The organism is Nocardioides sp., assembly GCF_025965415.1.
GTDB lineage: Bacteria > Actinomycetota > Actinomycetes > Propionibacteriales > Nocardioidaceae > Nocardioides.
Genome location: NZ_JAOPWY010000142.1, coordinates 31,762 through 46,055 on the forward strand (window position 1 = coordinate 31,762; position 14,294 = coordinate 46,055).

General features: G+C 65.7%; 10 protein-coding genes. 8 read left to right on the forward strand and 2 right to left on the reverse strand.

Going from position 1 to position 14,294, the window contains the following annotated elements; all coding sequences use genetic code 11:
• Positions 1 to 232 precede the first annotated feature (232 nt).
• From JWN97_RS14795 to JWN97_RS14805, 3 genes are read left to right on the forward strand one after another with little or no spacing between them, the layout of a single operon-like run.
• Positions 233 to 1,078, forward strand: coding sequence for a CbbQ/NirQ/NorQ/GpvN family protein (locus tag JWN97_RS14795; RefSeq protein ID WP_297624075.1), 846 nt, complete (start codon positions 233 to 235; stop codon positions 1,076 to 1,078).
• Positions 979 to 3,180: a hypothetical protein gene (locus tag JWN97_RS14800; RefSeq protein WP_297624077.1), complete on the forward strand. Its 2,202-nt coding sequence runs from the start codon at positions 979 to 981 to the stop codon at positions 3,178 to 3,180. Before JWN97_RS14795 ends, JWN97_RS14800 begins: the two co-directional genes overlap by 100 nt.
• A gap of 27 nt (positions 3,181 to 3,207) precedes the next feature.
• The gene (locus JWN97_RS14805; protein ID WP_297624080.1) at positions 3,208 to 4,635 is read left to right on the forward strand and encodes a hypothetical protein; all 1,428 of its coding nucleotides are present in this window, start codon (positions 3,208 to 3,210) and stop codon (positions 4,633 to 4,635) included.
• Between the two features lie 284 nt (positions 4,636 to 4,919).
• Here JWN97_RS14805 and JWN97_RS14810 read toward each other — a convergent pair whose 3' ends face one another.
• Both JWN97_RS14810 and JWN97_RS14815 read right to left on the reverse strand, forming a co-directional pair.
• Positions 4,920 to 6,155: an FAD-dependent oxidoreductase gene (locus JWN97_RS14810; RefSeq protein WP_297624083.1), complete on the reverse strand. Its 1,236-nt coding sequence runs from the start codon at positions 6,153 to 6,155 to the stop codon at positions 4,920 to 4,922.
• A 112-nt stretch (positions 6,156 to 6,267) separates the two neighbouring features.
• Positions 6,268 to 6,963, reverse strand: coding sequence for a FadR/GntR family transcriptional regulator (locus JWN97_RS14815; protein ID WP_297624086.1), 696 nt, complete (start codon positions 6,961 to 6,963; stop codon positions 6,268 to 6,270).
• Positions 6,964 to 7,309: 346 nt separating this feature from the next.
• Between JWN97_RS14815 and JWN97_RS14820 the strand changes: the two genes are divergently transcribed.
• The 5 genes from JWN97_RS14820 to JWN97_RS14840 all read left to right on the forward strand — a co-directional run bounded on the left by JWN97_RS14820 (position 7,310) and on the right by JWN97_RS14840 (position 14,214).
• Entirely contained in the window at positions 7,310 to 8,458 is a 1,149-nt protein-coding gene (locus JWN97_RS14820) for an MFS transporter (protein WP_297624090.1), read from the forward strand.
• Between the two features lie 241 nt (positions 8,459 to 8,699).
• Entirely contained in the window at positions 8,700 to 9,926 is a 1,227-nt protein-coding gene (locus tag JWN97_RS14825; protein ID WP_297624093.1) for a M24 family metallopeptidase, read from the forward strand.
• 298 nt (positions 9,927 to 10,224) lie between these two features.
• Positions 10,225 to 11,307, forward strand: a complete 1,083-nt coding sequence (locus tag JWN97_RS14830) for an extracellular solute-binding protein (RefSeq protein ID WP_297624096.1) — start codon at positions 10,225 to 10,227, stop codon at positions 11,305 to 11,307.
• A gap of 92 nt (positions 11,308 to 11,399) precedes the next feature.
• Positions 11,400 to 13,040: an iron ABC transporter permease gene (locus JWN97_RS14835; RefSeq protein WP_297624099.1), complete on the forward strand. Its 1,641-nt coding sequence runs from the start codon at positions 11,400 to 11,402 to the stop codon at positions 13,038 to 13,040.
• Positions 13,030 to 14,214 (forward strand): ABC transporter ATP-binding protein, encoded by a 1,185-nt coding sequence (locus tag JWN97_RS14840; RefSeq protein ID WP_297624102.1) that lies wholly within the window; start codon positions 13,030 to 13,032, stop codon positions 14,212 to 14,214. The genes JWN97_RS14835 and JWN97_RS14840 overlap by 11 nt, the downstream gene beginning before the upstream one ends.
• Positions 14,215 to 14,294: the final 80 nt, after the last annotated feature.

The window sequence follows — 14,294 nt, forward strand, 5'->3', positions numbered from 1 at the left end:
GTGACTCGTCCGGCCTGGCGCCCGGTCTCCGCGAACGCCGAACGAATGGGAGTGGCTCTGGTGCTCGAGGCATTCAACAGCAGTCTCACATCCATGCCCCGCCCGCCTCGTCCGCCCGGCTGATACCCGCGATGTCCGGGCGGCCCGAAGGGGACCGACGTCGATCGCCGTGCCGCTCCGGCCCTACCCACACGAACCTGTCCCAGCGCCCACCAGGAGTTGATCCGCAGTCATGACAACCGTGACGGACGGTGTAGTGACCACCGCGTCCGCCGTCCCCTTCTACGTCGCCCAGGCCGACGAGGTGGCCGTCTTCGAAGCTGCCTTCCACAGACGCCTCCCGATCCTCCTCAAGGGCCCGACCGGATGCGGCAAGACGCGCTTCTTGGAGCACATGGCCGCGCGACTGGTCGGCGTGGACGGCAGCACCGGCCTGAGTCTGACCACCGTCGCATGCCACGAAGACCTCACGGTGAGCGACCTGGTCGGCCGGCACCTGCTCAACGCCGACGAGACGGTGTGGGTGGATGGACCGCTCACCCACGCAGTCCGCTCCGGTGGGCTGTGCTACCTCGACGAGATCGTCGAGGCCCGCAAGGACACCACGGTGGTGATCCACCCCCTGACCGACCACCGTCGCACCCTGCCTATCGACAAGCTCGCAACCGAGGTGAGAGCGCACGACGACTTCCTGCTCGTCCTGTCCTACAACCCCGGATACCAGTCCTCCCTCAAGGAGCTCAAGCCGAGCACGCTTCAGCGCTTCGTCGCGATCGAGTTCGGCTACCCGCATGCAGACGTGGAGGTGGAGATCGTACGTGGAGAGACCGAGGCGGACGCGCACACCGCACGACAGCTGGTCACCCTCGCCAACAACATCCGGAACCTGCAGGACTCCACCGCCATCGAGGGCCCGGGCACTCGACTGCTGGTGCATGCCGCTGAGCTCATCCTTGCGGGCCTGCCGCCAGCCCGAGCATGCGATGTGGCCATCACCAGCGTCCTGACCAACGACCCGGACACGGTAACCACGCTCACCGAACTGGTAGAGGCCCAGTTCCGAGCGGCAGAGCGGTGATCACGAGGACCCGTAGGGATCTCCCCGAAGGCCCGGTCGATTTCGAGCGGCAGTCGCGGGTCGCCTCACTGTTCTACGAAGCCATCGCGGGTAGGACGGTTGGCTTCCACCTCCTGGACGACGTGTCCGGCGAAACGCCGATCCCGCCGGACACCGACGACACGGTGAGGCTGCCCGGTGTCGTCGACTTCTTCGACAACGGACACGACAACTGGGGCTGGTACCTGGTGGCTCTGGCACACCGGGCATTCACCTACGCCCCCGGCATCGGCACACTGGGCGAGGTCGGCAACGGCCTGAGCGGGAAGGATCTCGTCAACGACTTCGTATCCCGTTGCCTCCACCCCGCCACAGGCGAGGCTGCCCTGGGCGTCCTCGAAGGCACCCGGTTAGATGGCGTGCTGCGGCGCCGGCATCCCGGCCTTCGCGAGCACCACGCCCGAGCTCAGCGTCATGCCCTCGACCGGCTGGGGATCGAGCGCGTGTCCGACCGCGGGCCGCGCAACCAGTTGCTCACGATCCTGGCCGCCAAGTCGCTGGCACATGAGCCGGTCGACGTGCTCCTCGCCCCCAGCGTGGCGCAGGCACTTCCGCGCTGCGAGGACCTCGTCGACTGGATGACCTCGGAGGTCACCGTTGCCGAGAGCGTGCTGGCTGCGGTGTGCCTCTACCGCTGGCTCAGCGACACCCCGCCGATGACCACCCAGGATCCTGTGGCCTTCACTCTGCACCCCGCGCAACCAGCCCCGCGGCCCGCCGCGGCTGCCGACGCGGAAGCGATGCTCGCCGGTCTCGGCGGCGCTCAGCGCAGCAAGCTCGAAGAGGAGGACAGGTACGCACTGGACGTGCCGCTCGTGCTCTACCGAGGCGTCCTGGGCAGCCGTTACCTGGGACACCGCGACACGGGCCGCCTCGAGAATCCGGCGATGTTCGCATGGCGCGAGGGGCTTGAGGGCCACGCGCACCACGACCACGACCACGGGCACGGGCACGGGCACGACGATGGGGACCACGAGGAACGAGGCGGTCCGCCCGAACCGATCCCGCACGAGCACGGTGCCGTACATCGTTGGGACGTGCCGTGGCTGGCACCCGTGTCCATCGGCAGCTCCAACGTGTTCTTCTATCCGGAGTGGGACTCGGTCCGCTCCACCTACCGACCCTCGTGGTGCCGCGTCGTCGAGGAGCCGCTCGCTGCCGCAGGCGGCCCGTCCCCCTACGGGCGCGCAGTCCTGGCTGCTCACCGCAGCACTGTGACGGCGCTGCAACGCGAATGGAGCCGGCTCCCGACGGAAGGCATGTCGCTTCAGCGCGCACTGGCCGACGGAGACGAGATCGACCTGTCCGCAGCAGTGGACACCTTGGTCGGACTGCGCGCCGGAAGCGGCTTCAACGGCAACGTCTACACACGCAAGACACCGCTCGGACGAGACGTGGTCTGTGGGGTTCTGATCGATGTGAGCATGTCGACGGCCGACCACGTCGACACCCGGTCCGAGGGCGGATTCACGATCGACGAGACCGCCCAGCACCTGTATGGAACCCCCTATCGCACCGTCCTCGACCATGAGCGCGAGACAGCCATGGTGTTGGCCGAGATCATGGAACGCGTCTCGGACCAGTCCATGGTCTATGCCTTCTCCTCCAGTGGGAGGCACTCCGTGCGGATGCAGCGGGTCAAGTCGGTCCACGAGGGCGTCGGCACGGCCGTGTCGCGCCGGATCGAGTCGCTGCGTCCTCTCGACGCCACGCGCATGGGAGCCGCCGTACGCCACATGACGGCCCAGCTGCGGCGCACGGAGGCGCGCTCGAAGATGCTCATGGTCATCAGTGACGGACTGCCGTACGACGAGGACTACGGCGACGACTACGGCGACGGCAAGGACCTGTACGCGCTGCAGGACACCGTCCGAGCCTTCGACGAGGCCGAATCGATGGGCGTTCGCTCGGTGCTGTTCCTCACCGGAGACCTCGATCTCGGACGCCTCGACGTCCTGGGTGACCGCGCCGTGTCGGTCCCACATCCGGGAGACCTCGTCCCGGCGGTCATGAACCGCTACCTACGCACACGCAGCTCCGCGCTCAACCTCGCACGGATCTGACGTCTCACCCATCCCGAAAGGAAATCCATGCCCGAGTTCGGCGACTTCGATTATCCGGCGCCCCGCTACCCGGACTACCTCAACCAGCCTCGCGTGACCGACATCGACGAGCTCATGCCGATCGCGCGTCACCATGTCGGACGACGCTACGGACGTTCGGCGCTGGGTGGGATCGAGAAGAACGACTCGATCCTGATCATGACCCACTCCGACCAGGACCCGTACGTGTTCGAGGCCGTCAAGCGAGCCATGCTCGAGGCCGGCGCCAAGTCCGTCGACCACGTGACGCGCCGAGACCTCGGCATGAGCACCGAGTACTACAGCGCAGCCGACGGTTGGCGCGAGGCCGTCGACCGGCACCGTGAGATGACCGAGACAGGTGTGGAGTACTCCGTCGAGGCTGCCGCGCTGAAGCGCTACCTCAAGGACCGCCCCGCATACAGCCGCATCCATGCCGGTGATTCTGGTCGCCCGCACTGGGCCCGCGCGACGGGCGGAAACATCAAGGGCAACTGGCTCTTCAACGACTACGAGACCTTCATCTCCAAGTGCACCGCCTATCCCGACGAGCTCTTCCGGTTGCTCGACCTGAAGGTCCTCGAGCAGTTCTCCACTGCCGAGGAGGTGCGGATCACCGACCCGCAGGGCACGGACATCAGCTGGAAGGTCACCGAGGAGCAGGCGCGGTTGTGGCCCAAGGGCGCCTACCTGAGCGGTCACATCCTCGGCTCGACCATCCAGGCGGTCAGGTTCGGCTACGACGTCAAGGAGTTCCTCGAGCAGGCCCGGATCTTCTTCCCCACCGTCAACGGCGTGATTGCCGGCACGAGCAATCACACCGGCTTCTTCCCTCACATCGAGGTGGAGGTCGAGGGAGGCATGATCAAGGAGATCCGCGGCGGAGGTCGCTATGGAGAGGTGTGGCGCGAGATCGTCGACCGCTACAAGGACGTCGAGTACCCGGGCTTCCCCTACAAGGGCTGGGCCTACTTCAACGACTGCTCCATCGGCACGGTGCCCAAGGGACACCGAGGCATCGAGAAGATGTGGCGGAGCACCGACCCCACCACCAACCTCCCCGAGCGGATGCGCGCCGGCGTCATCCACTTCGGCTTCGGCGCCGAGCACTGGGATGAGACCTTCCTGGCCTACGCCCGGGAGAACAACCTGCCCACGATGCACTTCCCGCACGTGCACTGCATCTTCCCGACGTTCTCGATCAAGCAGCGTGGCACCGGCGAGTGGATCAACCTCATCGACAAGGGCTTCATGCCGATCACGAAGGACCCGGACGTGGTGCGTCTCGCGGAGACGATCGGCGCCACCGATCTTCTCGAGTACGACTGGATCCCTGCCGTCCCTGGCATCAACTACAAGGGCGACTACTGGAAGGACTATGCCGAGGACTCGGTGGACTGGATCCGTCGTGACCTGGCGGGCGAGTTCGTCCGGTGAACGGAGCCGGGACCGCGCCGCCGATCCGCCGGACCTCGGTCTCCACCTGGTCCTAGGTGTCCGGTCAGGACGTCCGTAGCGGCGGGCCTGGTTGAACGAGCGAGAACCTCCGGACGGGATGTGGCTTTGTCCAAGGCCCACTCCGACCCGGAGGTTCTCGTGTCCCACGGGCACGCCAGCGAGGGCGAAGGCGGCGGAAGCCTCCGCGAGGCAAGGATGTCACTCCCGTCCGCAGTGGTCCGCGCGGACGAGGGGTTGCCCGCCCTGTCTTCCGACGCGCCGTCTCAGTCGCGCAAGAAGTCCCGAAGAGCCACGGTGCCATCGCCAGCGACCTCGACGGGCACGTTCTTGCCGGCATCCAGGATCCGCCGCACGGCCATGTAGTCCAACGGGGAGTTGATGGCGTCGATGGAAACCAGGGCCTGTCCGCGGTAGTACAGGAGGGAGAACTTCTCCGCGTCAGGATCGCCTCTCAGGACCACACGGTCGTACCCCTTGTTGACGCCGGCGATCTGAAGCTTCACATCCCCCTGATCGGACCAGAACCAGGGGACCGCGGGAGGGGGAGCCTCGACACCGAGCATCGTTGCTGCCGCCACCCGCGCCTGGACGATGGCGTTGTCGACTGACTCAAGGCGGATGTGCCCGAGCGAGGGGTGCGTCGAGACGGTGCAGTCTCCAGCAGCGACGACGCTGGGGACGCTGGTGCGCGCAGCTTCGTCCACGAGTACTCCGCCCTCACAGTGCAAGCCGATGGACTCGGCCAGTCCGGTTCTGGGGAGGAGGCCGATGCCGACGATGACCACGTCGGCGGGGAGGGTGTCTCCTGTCGAGATGCCTACCCCGGTGACCCGTCCGTCCGTGCCCGTGAACCCCACGACCGAGGTCTGCACCAGCACGGTGGTCCCCCTGCGGCGGTGGGCGTCGGCGTAGAAGTCGGAGACGATGCGGTCGACGGCTCGTGACAGGAGGCGATCAGATGCTTCGACGACGGTCACATCCTTGCCGGCCGCCCTGGCGACCGCAGCGCCCTCCAGCCCCACGAAGCCGCCACCCACGACGACGACATGTGAGGCTTCCGCGAGCTCGACTCGGAGAGCAGCGGCGTCCGCCACGTCTCGCAGATAGTGGATGCCGCGAAGGTCGTCGCCCGGCACTCGGAGGCGGCGAGGCCTCCCGCCGACGGTGAGGGCGAGGCGCCCGAAGTGCAGTGAATCGCCACCACGAGTAGTCGCCGTGCCAGCCCCGAGGCGTGGATCGCTCAGCTCCAGGTCCTCGATCCATTCACCGCACCGGAGCTCGATCCGGTGTTGTTCGAAGAACTCGGGACCACGCAACAGCAGGCGATCCTCGGCGAGGTCTCCCTTGAGATAGGCCTTTGACAGAGGGGGGCGCTGGTAGGGGGGATGCGTCTCTCCCCCGAGCAACGTGATGCTTCCGACGTCCCCGAGTTGACGCAGGCTCGTGGCCAACTGCAGGCCCGCTTGACTGGCACCGATGATGAGCGTGTCTGTATGCAACCTGTCTCCTAATGGTTATACCATTAAACCATATCGGAGGTGGGGTACGGACAGAAGCCTCGCGGTCGGCGGATCCCTCGGTCCGGGGAGGCCTGCGCGTGGGGTCGGCGGATCAGAGGCTGGCGACTCGCGACGCGGTCCGGCTCAGGTGCGCGTTCATGATGCGACCTGCCTCAGCCACGTCCCGCGACTGGATCGCAATGACGATTGCCCTGTGCTCCTCGTTTCCCTGCGGACCCATCAGAGGCGCGCTCACCTTCGCCTCGCGAAGGGACATGAGCATGGGGCCGTGGAAGCTGTGGATCAACGCCGTGAGCGCGGGATTGTGCGCGCACTCGGCAAGGCGCACGTGAAAGGCAGCAGACATGGCTACGTCGTACTCGCCCTTGGTGAGTGCCTTCTGGCCATCGTCGATCAGTTGTAGCAGGTCGGCGATATCGTCGTCGGTGGCGCGATCGACGATGAGGGGCAGGGCACCCGACTCCACGACCTTTCGAGCCTCCGTCACATCCGAGGCGGTGAGGTGGGACAGGCTCAGCAGATCGGCCAGACCCTCGCCGAGGCGTTCGGTGGTGGGGGTCGTCACGAAAGCGCCGCCTCGGGCACCGACCTTGATCGACACCAGGCCGCTGGATTCGAGCACGCGCAGTGCCTCACGGATCGTCACACGGCTGACGCCGAACTGCTCGCACAGGTCGCGCTCGCTGGGAAGTCGATCGCCCGGCTGCAGAGACCCGTCTCGAAGCAGGAGCTTGACCTGGTCCACGATCACCTGGGAGACCCGGGACGTGCTGACGCGGCTGAACATGTCGCTCTTGGTCGTTGAGCGCTCGTCGCTAGAGCTGGTCATACAGTCCCCCCCGGTGGGTTGAGTGAAGCCTCTTCGCGGTCAATCTATCAGTCCAATGGTCTAACCTGTCGCCGTCACGGTGGACGGCGAACCCGCACACCCGATGAACGGTGGCGGCTGGATCCGGGGGCGGGTGGATAGGCGACCTGCGTGGTCCAGGGAGGTTGCCGCCCTGTCCGACGAACCGAAGAAGATTCCACACCTGAAGGACTATTGGTATAACAATCATGAGGCCGGCGTCGACGTGGGCCACGATGTGCGTGAGCCCGAGGGGAGGGGAGTTGCGAGCGTGGAAGGTCAGAGGATGCCCGACCTTCACCGTGACACCGTCTCCGCCGCCAGCGGGGCGATGCTCTTCTCCTTCGGGCTGGGGGTCGCCTCCGTGGCCATGCCCCTCGCGATGCTGGCGGCCGGCTTCAGCAACGCGTCCGTCGGCCTGCTCACGGCCGCGTCCGCCATCACGCAGATGGGTGCCCGCCTGCTCCTCGTCCCGATCCTGCGGGCGTGCTCCGACTGGCTGCTGGTCATGTCAGCCGCCGTGGTCCTGGCGGCCTCGTTGGTCGTTGTCTCCCTCTCCCCGACGCTCATCGGTTTCGCCGTGGCACAGTTGCTGCAGGGCGTCGCGCGGGCGTTCTTCTGGACCGGTAGCCAGGTGCACGTCGTCCGGGGGAAGGGCCCGTCCGTCAGGGCCTTGGCTCACGTCAACTTCCTGTCGAGCATCGGGATGCTGCTGGGCCCGATCGCTGCCGGTCTCCTCGCCGAACGGTCCCTGAATCACGCCTTGACGGCAGGAGCTGCGGTCACGCTCGCAGCCGTCGTCCCTGCGTGCCTACTCGACAGACTCCCCACCTTCGAGCGACTCGAGAACAGTCCCCCCGGTTGGTTGTGGCGGCGCCCGGGTGTCCAGGAAGGCTGCTGGGCGGCGGTCACAGCGGGAGCGTGGCGAGCACTCCTGTCCTCGTACGTACCCGTTGCCTTGGCGCAGGCAGGGCGTTCCTCGTCGACTGTCGGCTTCCTGGTGTCCAGCGCACATGCCGCATCCCTTGTCGGTGCTCTGGTAGCCGGACGGCTTCGCTGGCGCGGTCTGGCGGCCGCGTTCGGCCTAGGGGTCCTGGCGACCGGGCTGTCGATCGCGGTCGTCGCCCTGGTGGCTGAGTGGACGCTCGCGGTGGCGGCAGCATTGATCATCTCCGGCCTCGGGGCTGGCTGTCTGCAGACCATGGGGCCCGCGATCGCCAGTGACGCGGTGCACCCCCAGGAGCGCGGGGAGGCCATCGCTTCGGTAGGGATGTTCCGGGCCGCGTCGTCCTTTGCCGCCCCGCTGGTCGTGGCGGGCATCGTGACCGCCCTACCGATATCGGCAGGATTGGCCGTCATAGGCCTCGCCATCGCGTTGCCGGCGGTCAGGACGCGCACACTCCGCGATCACCTGTCGAGCTCGGACAACACGTAGATCTACACGATTGACCCAAATGGTCAGTCCATTATATGTTCGGCTCACCTCGCTTCGTTCGCCTCCGTGGGCGCAGCTGACACGAACCGTGTAGTGCGTACCGCTATGTGTGGCCGACTCGAGAATCGAGCGCAGTCAGATGCCCTTGACACCCCATCGGGACGGGACACCTCCCGGACCGCGAACGGTCACCACGCGAAGGAAACCAATGCCTAGTCATGATGTCACCGCGCCTGGCGGCGTGCCCTTTACTGAGCGTCTCAGCTACGGGCCCGGTGTGGTCGATTGGCAGGCGCGTATCGACCCCGCTGAATTGCGCCGGCAGCGGGCCTCTCGTGCCCGCACGGTCATGCGCGAGCATGAGGTCTCTGCGGTGCTGGTGAGTGGTGCGGCGTACCTGCGCTACCTCACGGGACTGACCGGACCAGAGTTCTGTCCGAGTCTGTGGTACGTCCTGTTCCCGGCCGAGGGCGAACCAGTGGTTTTCGCGCATGCGGGATACGACCGTACGTTGCGAGTGGAGGCGCCGTGGGTCTCAGAGATTCGGACGGCGCGGTCGTGGCTGCGTGGCATCCCCGGTGATGGGGCCTGCAAGGAAGAGGCCCGACTCTTCGCGGCGGAGATCAACACCGAGCGCACGCGTCTGGGCATCGACTCGGAACGCTTGGGCATCGTCGGATTCGATCGGTATGCCCGTGAGGCTCTGACCGCGGCCGGAGTGGGCCTGATCCCCGGCGAACCCGCACTGATGGCCGCGATGGCGGTCAAGACACCCATTGAGATCGATTGTCTGCGCATGGCGGGAGCCATCACGGATCGAATGTGGGCTGCCATGGCGAGTGCCACCCGGGTAGGCATGTCTGACGCTGAAGTCAGCGCGATAGGCCGATCGGCGGGTAGCACCGGCGGAGCCGATCAAGCCGTGGCTGGTCTACGGGCGGGGATTCTCACGGTGGATCGTGGGCTGAAGGGCACCAATCAGTTCCTCAATCCCGGGGACCTCGCGTTTGGCAACCTGTGCGGCACGAGCTACATGGGCTACAAGTCGTGCGTCTATCGCACGTTCGTCGTCGGGCGGGAACCCACCGCCGACGAACAGTCCCGAATGAGCGACCTTCAGGGACGAATCTTCGCGACGATCGGGGATTTGCGACCAGGGGGATCGACAGATGTCGCCGCCAGACACTTCCCGAAGGCCAAGGACCTTGGCTTCGACGACGAAGTCGATCTGCTCACGATCGAAATCGGACATGGGATCGGACTGCATCAGTACGAGTATCCCGCTGTGAATCGTCAGTGGTCTCTCAACCATCCTCAAGAGATCACCGCAGGCATGGTGATCGCGGTGGAGGGTCACATCGACGTGCCAGGGCGGGGAGGGCTCCGAATCGAAAGCATGTGCGTCGTCACCGACCGGGGCCCGGAAGTGATCGACCGCTTTCCGACCGACATCCGCTCCGTGGGCTGAGCCGATTCCGATCGCTGGAACGCCGGCTCGGTGAGCCGTGCGGCGCTCGGACATCCGGGCGCGCTCGGCGGGCATCCCGGCGAGGACCGCTTCCAGGCTCCTCGAGGGCGTTCTCGACGAGTCGGGTGCGCACGTGGTTCGAGTCCGGCGTCGTCCCACCCGGGGCTAGGCGCTCTTGTGGACGCGGGTCTTCCAATGGTATGACCATCCTCACAGTGACTAATGGTTCTACCAATCGGTCCGAACTATCGGGCGGCGCGGTGCCGCACACACACTGAAGCCGAAGGGATCAACACAGATGCAGAAGCTCGCAGGAGTCCGCCCGGTGCTCGTGGCGATGGTCGTTCTTCTCACGACCGCGTGCGGGGGCGGCGAAGGCGAAGCGGCCGAAAGCCGCTCGGTCGAGGACGTGCTGGAGGAGGTCGGCGACCTGCCCGTCGATGAGCGACGAGCACGCCTCATCGACCTGGCAGAGAAGGAGGGGAGCTCCATGACGGTCTACACGACGACCGCTGGCGACATCAACGACGAGGTCTCCGCCGCCTTCACTGAAGACACCGGCGTTCAGTTGCTGAGCTACCGCGCCGACGCGGAGGACGTACGCACTCGAATTCTGCAGGAGAGCGAGGCGGGCCGACTCACCGCCGACGTCACCTGGATCGGCGACAGCAGGCTGATCCCGGTGCGGGACGCCGGCCTCCTGGCGCCGTACACCTCGCCGCATCAGGCAGATCTCGTGGAGGGTTCAGTGTCTGAGTTCTGGACCATCAACCACTACAACATGTACGTGCCGGCCTGGAACACCGATGCCGTCGCGCCTGACGAGGCCCCGACCAGCTGGGAGGACCTGGCAGACCCGGTGTGGGACAACAGGATGACCCTCGAGGCGTCTGACTTCGACTGGTACTGGTCGGTGAGCAACTACCTCGCCGAGGACCTCGGACGCAGCGAGGAGGAGATCGACCAGTACTGGGCGGATGTGGTGGACGGCGCCGACTTCAACTCCGGTCACACCAGCACCCGCCAGCTCCTGATCGCCGGCGAGTACGACTTGTTCGCCTCCGACTTCAGCAACGGCGTCGAAGCAGGAAAGAGCGATGGGGCACCGGTGGAGTGGCTGCCGCCCCTGGAGCCGCTGTTCGCGACTCCGGAGGCCGCCGCGATCCTGAACACCTCTGCCAACCCGGCCACATCGGTCCTGTTCATGGATTGGCTGATCTCGGATGGTCAGGACGTGCTGCGTGAGCTCGCCTACGACGTGACCAGGAAGGATCTGCTGTCCTTCGACGCAGACGCCGACCTGCGTTTCATCGACGCGGAACGGTGGTTCGAGGTCGAGGCTGACGTGATCGACGAGTACTCAGCGCTGGCCGCTTCGTGATGCCGAGCCCTGGAGCGCGGGGAGCGGTGGTGAGACTGCTCAAACCCCCTCGACTGCTGAGTGGGGAGTCGGTCCTGGCCATCTCGTTGACGATGGCGATCGCCTGGCTCGCGGTCGTGCCGCTCGGCTTCTTGGTCTACACGACGTTCGTCGTCGACGGGTCCCCGAGCCTCAGCAATGTCTCCGCGGCGTTCGGTGCCGACGCGTCGATGCTGTGGACGCTGACCGCCAACACCATGACCTACGCCGTCGGAGCGACAGTTCTCGCGCTCATCATCGCGACGCCCATGGCATACCTCGCCGCCCGCACAGATGTGCCGTTCCGACCTCTGTTGTTCGTCTCGGCACTGGCACCACTGGTGATACCCGGTGTCCTGCACACGATCGCGTGGATCTTTCTTGGTGCGGACAGGTCGGGCTGGCTCAACGAGCTGACCGAGCTGATGTTCGGGATCAGACCGTTCAACGTGCGGTCCATGGAGGGGATGATCTTCGTCGAGGCGACCAACCAGATACCCCTGCTCTTCTTGCTCATGTATGCCGCCTTCCGGAGCGCTGATCCATCGCTCGAAGAAGCGGCACTCACGACTGGGGCGCGTCTACCGACCGTGATCAGGCGGGTTTCGCTGCCTCTTGTGAAGCCCAGCCTCTTCGCGGGCGTGCTGATCATGATCGTGCTCGCCATGGAGTCGTTCGAGGGGCCAAGTCTGCTCGGCCTCCCAGCGGGGATCCAGGTGTTCACGTCCCGCATCTTCCAACTGTTGCGGACCTATCCCATCGAGTATGGCCAGGCGGGTGCGTTCGCCCTCGTCCTGCTCGCTCTGACCGCCATCGGCGTCTTCGCCTACTCCCGCTTGGGGAAGGGAACCGCTGCCTTCGAGACGGTCAGTGGCAAGGCATTCCGGGCGCGCCGGCACCAACTCGGAAAGCTGCGTGTCCCTATGGGCGCGGCGATCGTGGTGCTGTTCGTCGTCTCGACGGTCCTGCCGGTCGGCGTCCTGGTGCTGATGTCCTTCCAGCCGTACCCGAGCGTTCCCACCATGGGTTCGTTCACCCTCGACAACTATCGCTACGTCTTCGGCAATCCACGTGTGCTGGACGCCCTGGGGAACTCACTGATGCTGTCGATCGGAGCGGCGACGATCATCATGTCGATGATGACCGTCGCGGCTTGGCTGGTCCTCAGGTCGCGGCACCCTGGCGCCTGGGCCCTCGACGGCGTGTCGTTCCTGCCGATCGCGATCCCTGGCGTCGTCATGGGAGCAGCCCTGCTCATCGTCTACCTGCGACTGCCCGTCCCGATCTATGGAACTCTGTGGATCCTCCTGATCGCCTACTGCACTCGGTATATGCCATACGGAATGCGTTATGCGTCCGCTGGGCTCCGGCAGATCAATGGCGAATTGGAGGAAGCCGCGTTCGCCAGCGGAGCGTCGCGAATGCGGACGCTGAGAAGTGTCGTCCTCCCGCTCATGGCTCCGAGTTTTGCGGCCGGCTGGATATTCATCGTGATGTCCGCGATCCGAGAATTGTCCAGTTCGATCCTGCTCTACAGTCCCGGGGGCGAGGTGCTGGGACCGCTCATCTGGGACATGTGGGACACCGGCCTAGCCACGGAGCTGTCTGCTGCCGGGGTAGTAATGATGGTCCTCCTCGGGATTCTGGCGCTATTCGCCAAATTGGTTGCTGACTATTTCGGCGTAAAGGAGAGTAAGGATAATCATGTCGGTTGAGGCCCCCTTGGAGGGCGCCACGCTCAGTGGCGCCGATGATGTCCCGACGGCGATGCTGGAGATTCGTTCGCTGTGCAAGTCGTTCACGGCGGGCGAGAACGAAGCCAGTTCCCGTGTGCTCGCCGTCGATGACCTGTCGCTGACCATCGAGGCCGGCGAGCTGTTCACGCTGCTCGGACCCTCGGGTTGTGGAAAGACCACGACGTTGCGCTGCGTGGCGGGGTTGGAGTACCCGGACAGTGGCGCCATCGTCGTGGACGGACAGACCTTCTTCGACAGCGAGACGAGCGTGCGTCTGCACGCGAACCGTCGGGGCCTTGGCATGGTGTTCCAGTCCTATGCCATTTGGCCGCACATGAACGTTTTCGAGAACGTCGCGTTTCCGCTTCGGGTGAAGCCGCGCGCGAGCAGGCCCGGTCGCGCCGAAGTGAGCAGTCGGGTCGAGCGTGCACTGTCAGTTGTGCAACTCGAGCATCTCTCCGGTCGGCAAGCGACCGATCTCTCCGGGGGCCAGCAGCAGCGACTGGCGCTGGCTCGCGCGTTGGTGATGGAACCGCCGCTCCTGCTGCTCGACGAACCACTGTCGAACCTGGATGCCAAGCTGCGCGAGCAGATGCGCTTCGAGCTCAAGCGCCTGCAGCGCGAACTCAACATCACCACCATCTACGTCACGCACGACCAGGTCGAGGCTCTGGCCATGTCGGACCGGATCGGGGTGATGAATGGAGGACGGTTCGAGCAGATCGGTCCGCCGCGCGAGGTCTATCAGCGTCCAGCGTCGAAGTTCGTGGCCGATTTCATCGGTACGTCCAACCTCATCGATGGACGAGTACTGGGGCGGGATGCGGACGGCTATCTCGTCGAAACCCCTGCCGGCCGACTCCAGGTGAACTCAGATCTGACGCTGCCGGTCGGCGCAGAGGTCATCGTGGCCGTCAGGCCGGAGCACGTGCGCATCGAGCCAGCCCCTCCCGAGCTGGACGCGGTAGGACGATGGAGCGGAGTCGTGAGGGCGAGAGCCTTCTTGGGGGAAGCGGTCGACCACGTCGTCGAGGTCGGCTTCGTCCGACTTCGGGTCCGGTCGCACCCTTCCCAATCCCTCGCGGACGGCACCGAGGTGTCCGTGCGAATCGCGAACGACTGCACGTGGTTGATCTCGGCAGCCTCTGTCTAAGAAGTATCAGGACCGCAGTGGCCCGCCTGGCCACGCGGCCTTCCCGTGACGACGACGTCACTCACCGACCTAGAAAGGGC

What these genes read in the sequence shown, in the direction of transcription:
- JWN97_RS14800 (WP_297624077.1), top strand. Translation starts at nt 979, where the DNA reads ATGCGATGTGGCCATCACCAGCGTCCTGACCAACGACCCGGACACGGT.
- JWN97_RS14840 (WP_297624102.1), top strand. Translation starts at nt 13,030, where the DNA reads ATGTCGGTTGAGGCCCCCTTGGAGGGCGCCACGCTCAGTGGCGCCGAT.
- JWN97_RS14795 (WP_297624075.1), top strand. Translation starts at nt 233, where the DNA reads ATGACAACCGTGACGGACGGTGTAGTGACCACCGCGTCCGCCGTCCCC.
- JWN97_RS14805 (WP_297624080.1), top strand. Translation starts at nt 3,208, where the DNA reads ATGCCCGAGTTCGGCGACTTCGATTATCCGGCGCCCCGCTACCCGGAC.
- JWN97_RS14830 (WP_297624096.1), top strand. Translation starts at nt 10,225, where the DNA reads ATGCAGAAGCTCGCAGGAGTCCGCCCGGTGCTCGTGGCGATGGTCGTT.
- JWN97_RS14835 (WP_297624099.1), top strand. Translation starts at nt 11,400, where the DNA reads ATGGCGATCGCCTGGCTCGCGGTCGTGCCGCTCGGCTTCTTGGTCTAC.
- JWN97_RS14820 (WP_297624090.1), top strand. Translation starts at nt 7,310, where the DNA reads ATGCCCGACCTTCACCGTGACACCGTCTCCGCCGCCAGCGGGGCGATG.
- JWN97_RS14815 (WP_297624086.1), bottom strand. Translation starts at nt 6,963, where the DNA reads ATGTTCAGCCGCGTCAGCACGTCCCGGGTCTCCCAGGTGATCGTGGAC.